The sequence below is a fragment of the Mesorhizobium sp. M1E.F.Ca.ET.063.01.1.1 genome (assembly GCF_003998155.1).
Lineage (GTDB): Bacteria > Pseudomonadota > Alphaproteobacteria > Rhizobiales > Rhizobiaceae > Mesorhizobium.
Map to the genome: position 1 here is coordinate 1 of NZ_RZSC01000404.1, position 5,388 is coordinate 5,388.

Sequence of the window (5,388 nt, forward strand, 5' to 3'; positions counted from 1 at the left end):
CCGCTGTTCCACATCCACGGGCTGATCGCGGCGGTGCTGTCCTCGCTTGCCGCCGGCGGCAGCGTCTTCTGCACGCCGGGCTTCAACGCGTTGCGCTTCTTCCAATGGCTCTCTGAAGCGAAGCCCAACTGGTACACGGCGGTGCCGACCATGCATCAGGCGATCCTGCCGCGCGCCGCGCGCAATCCCGAGCAGCTGGCCGAGGCGAAGCTGCGCTTCATCCGCTCCTCGTCGGCGTCCCTGCCGGCGCAGGTCATGGCCGAGCTCGAGGCGACATTCGGCTGCCCGGTGATCGAGTCCTACGGCATGACCGAAGCCTCGCATCAGATGGCGTCCAACCGGCTGCCGCCTGGACAGCGCAAGCCGGGCAGCGTCGGCGCGGCGGCTGGACCGGAAGTGGCCGTCATGGCCCCGGACGGACGCTTGCTCAAAGCGGGCGAAGTCGGCGAGATCGTCATTCGCGGGCCGAATGTCACCGCCGGCTATGAGAAGAATGCGGACGCCAATGCCAGCGCCTTCGCGCATGGCTGGTTCCACACCGGCGACCAGGGCGTGCTCGACGAGGACAACTACCTGCGCGTCACCGGCCGGCTGAAGGAGATCATCAACCGCGGCGGCGAAAAAATCTCACCGCTCGAGGTCGATGGCGTGCTGATGGACCATCCGGCCGTGGCGCAGGTCGTCACCTTCGCCATGCCGCATGACAAGCTCGGCGAAGAGGTCGCCGCTGCGGTCGTGCTGCGCGAAGGCCAGAGCGCCAGCGAGGCCGATATCCGTGGCTTTGCATCGACCCGGCTCGCCGATTTCAAGGTGCCGCGCAAGGTGTTGATCCTCGACGAGATCCCGAAGGGCGCCACCGGCAAGCTGCAGCGCATAGGCCTCGCGGCGAAGCTCGGTCTCGGCTGATGCGCATCACTGTCTTCGGCGCCGGCGCCATCGGCGGCTATCTCGCCGCCAAGCTGGCGATTCCCGGCCGGGTCGATCTGTCGATTGTTGCCCGCGGCGCGCATCTCGAAGCCATCAAGGCCGACGGCCTTCGGCTGATCGAGGACGGCAAGGAGTCGGTGGCTTCGGTGCGGGCGGCGGCGCGCGCCGAGGAACTCGGCAAGCAGGATTATGTCGTGCTGGCGCTGAAGGCGCATTCGCTGGCGCCTGCGCTCGACCAGATCGCGCCGCTGCTGGGCGAGGGGACCGCCGTCGTCACCATGCAGAACGGCGTGCCCTGGTGGTATTTCTACAGAATTGGCGGTGCGCTCGAGGGCACCCGCATCCAAGCCGTCGATCCCGGCGGCGCGATCTGGCAAAGCATCGGTCCGGAGCGCGTCGTCGGCTCGGTCGTCTATCCCGCTGCCGAGGTCGACGCGCCCGGCCTGATCCGCCATGTCGAGGGTACGCGCTTTTCGCTCGGCGAGCCTTCGGGCGAGAAGAGCGAGCGTGTGACTGCGCTGGCGCGCGAAATGGTCAAAGCCGGGCTGCAGGCGCCGGTCCGCGAGGATATCCGCTCCGAGATATGGGTGAAGCTCTGGGGCAATCTCTCCTTCAACCCGATCTCGGTGCTGACCGGCAGCACGCTTGCAGCAATCGTTGCCGATGAAGGTACGCGCGCCGTCGCCCGTGCCATGATGCTCGAGGCGCAGGCGATCGGCGAAAGCCTCGGCGTGCGTTTTCCTGTTGCCGTCGACCGTCGCATCAAGGGCGCCGGCGATGTCGGCGAGCACAAGACCTCGATGCTGCAGGATCTGGAGCGCGGCCGCCCGATGGAGATCGATGCGCTGGTGTGCGCCGTGCAGGAACTCGGCCGCCTGACCGGCCAACCGACGCCCACCATCGACAGCGTGCTGGCGCTGGTGCGGCGGCTGGCGATCGAACACGGGTGTTATTGACGCACCACTGGTGAAATTCGCCGACCCTTGCTGCACTTGACTCTTTAACAAAACTTATCGGGAGCGTTCCTCAGCCGAACGAGTGCAGATGTATCGGCAGCAAGAGTTAGATTTCGGCATCCCGCTTCCCCCGAGGCAGCAGATCATTTTGTTCCGCACATGACGCTTGCCTATGACGAGAAATTCATTCCTAGGCAGCCCATCGATCCAATCAGCTTCGTAGCAAGGAAGTTCATTCTTATTCACAGCTTGCGCGGCCTGACGATCTACAGGACCTGGATCGTTGGTCCCTGATCGCCGCGTCGCAATGCGCGACGATCCTGACACGGATTGTCAGCTGCCAGCGGGCCCACGGTGGCCGGCCGGCAGGCGGCGCCCTACTTGGAATGCGTCTGGAAAGAGAGGAAGTCATGACCACTGCCGAAATTGCCAAGGATTTCACCGAACTCCTCAAGCAGGGCGACAGCCACAGCGCTGCCGCGAAGTACAATGCCGACGACATCGTCAGCTACGAAGCGATGGAAGGCCCGATGGCTGTTTGCAACGGCAAGGAAGCCGTCAAGCAGAAGGGCGAGTGGTGGGAAGCCAACCACGAGGTTCATGGCGGCTCGGTCGAGGGTCCCTATGTCAATGGCGACCAATTCGCTTTGCGCTTCAGCTTCGACGTGACGCCCAAATCGACCGGCGAACGCGTCAAAATGGATGAAGTTGGCCTCTATACGGTCAAGAAAGGCAAAATCAGCGAAGAGCGCTTTTACTATTGAGGCCGATCGGCCTCAGGCGTCTCGCCTCTTCGCTGCATAATTTGAAATCAGAGATGGTGGCCAGGATGATATTCCGGCCGCCATGCCAGCTTCTCAAATCGTCTTCACATATTCCGCAAGCTGGTCGGCCACCGTGCCCCAGCCGTCGAAGAAACCCATCTCCTCGTGTTTGTTGCGCGTCGCCTCGTCGCGGTGGATGGCGGTGGCGGTGTAGCGCGTGCCTTTGCCTTCGGGCGTGAGAGCGATAACCGCGGTGATGAAAGGCTCGCCGGACGGTCGGTAGCCCGGCAGCAGCGCGTCGGTCCACACCAGCCGTTCATGCGGCACGATCTCGAGATAGCAGCAATGGCGGTCGCTGACCTCTTTTCCGTCGGGCGACTGCATGCGCGTGCGGAACAGGCCGCCGGGCCTGAGATCGATCTCGCAGTCGGTGATGATCCATGGCTTCGGTGTGAACCATTGCTTGACATGCTCCGGCTTCGTCCAGGCGCGCCACAGCAATTCACGCGGCGCATCCAGGAAGCGCTCCAGCGTCAGGTCCAGCTTTGGATTGGGCTTGAACGGATAGCTCACTTTTCGTTCTCCTTGAGGTTCATCACATAGGCGTCGAACTGGTCGAGGCGGCGCTCCCACAGCGCGCGCTGCTCGGCGAGCCAGTTTTCCGCCAGCTTCAGCGGCTCGGGCGAGAGCCGATAGGTCCTGACACGGCCGGCCTTTTCCGACTGCACCAGCCCGCAGCCCTCAAGCACCTTGAGGTGCTCGACGAAGGAGGGCAGCGCCATGGCGAAAGGCTCCGCCAGTTCGCTGACCGAGGCCGGGCTTCTGTTCAGCCGCTCCACCACACGCCGGCGCGTCGGATCGGCGAGCGCGCGGAAGATGCCGTCGATCGGCGGCGTGCTCTGACTGCCGGGCTGCAGGCTGATCATCGGCCATCTGCTCCTTGGGTTTTGGATAATACTTAGGAAAAAACCTTAGTATTGGCAAGCGCCAAAATCCAGGCTGCGGCAAAGCGCTGGCAAAGCGGGCAGGGCAGGCTCTAAGTCAAGGAGAGAGCATGATGTCATCCGAAAACCACTTCGCACTTTTCGGCATCATGCTCTAGGGTTCGGCCGGATTCGCAACCCCACCCGCCCGAGGTCTGTCTTGACGATCACTATGTATGGCATCACCACCTGCGACACGATCAAGAAGGCGCGCGTCTGGCTGGAGAGCCACGACGTTCCCTACCGCTTCCACGATTACCGGGCCGAAGGGATCGAGGCGGAAAGGCTGAACGGCTGGGTCGGCAAGGTCGGCTGGGAAAAGCTGCTCAACAAGGGCAGCACCACGTTCCGCGAGCTGCCGCAGAAGGACAAGGAAGCACTCGACGAGAAGACGGCCAAGGCGCTGATGCTCGCCAAGCCGACCATGATCAAGCGCCCGGTGCTGGAAGTCGGCGACCGCATTCTGGTTGGGTTCAAGGCGGAGGTTTATGAGGGGGCGGTGAGGTAGGGTAGCGGCACGGCGAAGCTGCCAATCTCCCCCCTTGCGGGGGGAGATGGCCGGCAGGCCAGAGGGGGTGTGAAGGAACGCGAGGCTGGTCGGTCTGCCCCAGCGCGAACCTGTTTCGGTGCGCGGCAGTGAACGGTTGAGAGGCCGGAGGGACAGCACCCCCCTCTGCCCTGCCGGGCATCTCCCCCCGCAAGGGGGGAGATCGGACGTCACCTCGGCTTTCGCAAATCGCGAGCGTTGCGCGAGCCCTTCACGCCTGCCTCAAATACCCCGCCAGCGCCACCGCATTGTTGTGCGCCTCGTCATGCGCGCCGTAGAGCAGCGTCACCTTGCCTTCGCGCAACAGGCCGCGCAGTTGCGCCACCGCTTCCTCATTCCGGTCAAGCTCGGCGTGGTACCGCTTCTGGAACTCGGCCCAACGCTCGGGCTCATGTCCGAACCATTTGCGCAACGCGTCGCTTGGCGCGATCTCCTTCAGCCAGAGCGCCAGCGCGGCATCCATCTTGGCAACGCCGCGCGGCCAGACGCGGTCGACCAGCACTCGCTGGCCGTCGGTCTTTTCGGGTGTCTCGTAAACACGCTTCACCGCAATGTCGAAGGCCATTACGCCTCCCTTGCCAAGCAATTCCAGGAAAAGTGTGCAGCGGTTTTCCGTCCGGAATTGCGTGAAAACAATGAGTCCTGTTATGCCCACTCACCCTTGCGCATCACCGGCACGCGGCTGCCGTCCTTGCCGAGGCCGTCGATGTCGACCTTGTCCGAGCCGATCATCCAGTCGATGTGGATAAAACTCTTGTTGCCGCCGCGCTCGGCGATCTCGTCCTGGCTGAGCGAAGCGCCGTTGACGAAGCACTTCGAATAGCATTGTCCGAGCGCGATGTGGCAGGCGGCGTTCTCGTCGAACAGCGTGTTGAAGAACAAAAGACCGCTCTTCGAGATCGGCGAGGAATGCGGCACCAGCGCCACTTCGCCGAGGCGGCGCGCGCCCTCGTCGGTGTCGAGCACCTTCTTCAAGACGTCCTCGCCCTTCGAAGCCTTGGCCTCGACGATCCGCCCGCCCTCGAAGCGCACCGAAATCTCGTCGATCAGCGTGCCCTGGTAGGAGAGCGGCTTGGTCGAGGAGACATGGCCTTCGACGCGCCTTGCATGCGGCGTGGTGAAGACCTCCTCGGTCGGGATGTTCGGGTTGCAGGTGATGCCGTTCTTCGCCGTCGAGGCGCCGCCCATCCATTCATGGCCTTCCGCCAACC

At 63.6% G+C, this 5,388-nt stretch carries 8 protein-coding genes; 4 read left to right on the forward strand and 4 right to left on the reverse strand.

What is annotated here, in order from left to right; all coding sequences use genetic code 11:
- From EOA29_RS23800 to EOA29_RS23810, 3 genes are all read left to right on the forward strand, one after another.
- Nucleotides 1–906 (forward strand): AMP-binding protein (locus EOA29_RS23800; RefSeq protein WP_145969761.1); only part of this gene is annotated, 906 nt, incomplete at its 5' end.
- A complete protein-coding gene (locus tag EOA29_RS23805; RefSeq protein WP_127221656.1) occupies nucleotides 906–1,883 on the forward strand; it encodes a 2-dehydropantoate 2-reductase in 978 nt (325 codons plus the stop codon). The genes EOA29_RS23800 and EOA29_RS23805, both read left to right, overlap by 1 nt.
- A gap of 410 nt (nucleotides 1,884–2,293) precedes the next feature.
- A complete protein-coding gene (locus EOA29_RS23810; protein ID WP_126095322.1) occupies nucleotides 2,294–2,647 on the forward strand; it encodes a nuclear transport factor 2 family protein in 354 nt (117 codons plus the stop codon).
- Between the two features lie 93 nt (nucleotides 2,648–2,740).
- On the opposite strand, the gene EOA29_RS23815 is transcribed toward EOA29_RS23810, so the two are convergent.
- Together EOA29_RS23815 and EOA29_RS23820 are read right to left on the reverse strand one after the other, a co-directional pair.
- On the reverse strand, nucleotides 2,741–3,220 hold the full coding sequence (locus tag EOA29_RS23815) for an SRPBCC family protein (RefSeq protein ID WP_127221658.1): 480 nt from the start codon (nucleotides 3,218–3,220) through the stop codon (nucleotides 2,741–2,743).
- A complete protein-coding gene (locus EOA29_RS23820; RefSeq protein WP_127221660.1) occupies nucleotides 3,217–3,573 on the reverse strand; it encodes a metalloregulator ArsR/SmtB family transcription factor in 357 nt (118 codons plus the stop codon). Before EOA29_RS23820 ends, EOA29_RS23815 begins: the two co-directional genes overlap by 4 nt.
- Before the next feature lie 217 nt (nucleotides 3,574–3,790).
- Here EOA29_RS23820 and EOA29_RS23825 point away from each other — a divergent pair, with 217 nt between their 5' ends.
- On the forward strand, nucleotides 3,791–4,138 hold the full coding sequence (locus tag EOA29_RS23825; RefSeq protein WP_127221662.1) for an ArsC family reductase: 348 nt from the start codon (nucleotides 3,791–3,793) through the stop codon (nucleotides 4,136–4,138).
- 250 nt (nucleotides 4,139–4,388) lie between these two features.
- Here EOA29_RS23825 and EOA29_RS23830 read toward each other — a convergent pair whose 3' ends face one another.
- Together EOA29_RS23830 and EOA29_RS23835 are read right to left on the reverse strand one after the other, a co-directional pair.
- On the reverse strand, nucleotides 4,389–4,742 hold the full coding sequence (locus tag EOA29_RS23830) for a DUF488 domain-containing protein (RefSeq protein ID WP_127221664.1): 354 nt from the start codon (nucleotides 4,740–4,742) through the stop codon (nucleotides 4,389–4,391).
- An 80-nt stretch (nucleotides 4,743–4,822) separates the two neighbouring features.
- Nucleotides 4,823–5,388, reverse strand: a 566-nt coding sequence (locus EOA29_RS23835; protein ID WP_145969762.1) for an aminopeptidase, incomplete at its 5' end; no start/stop codon positions are given.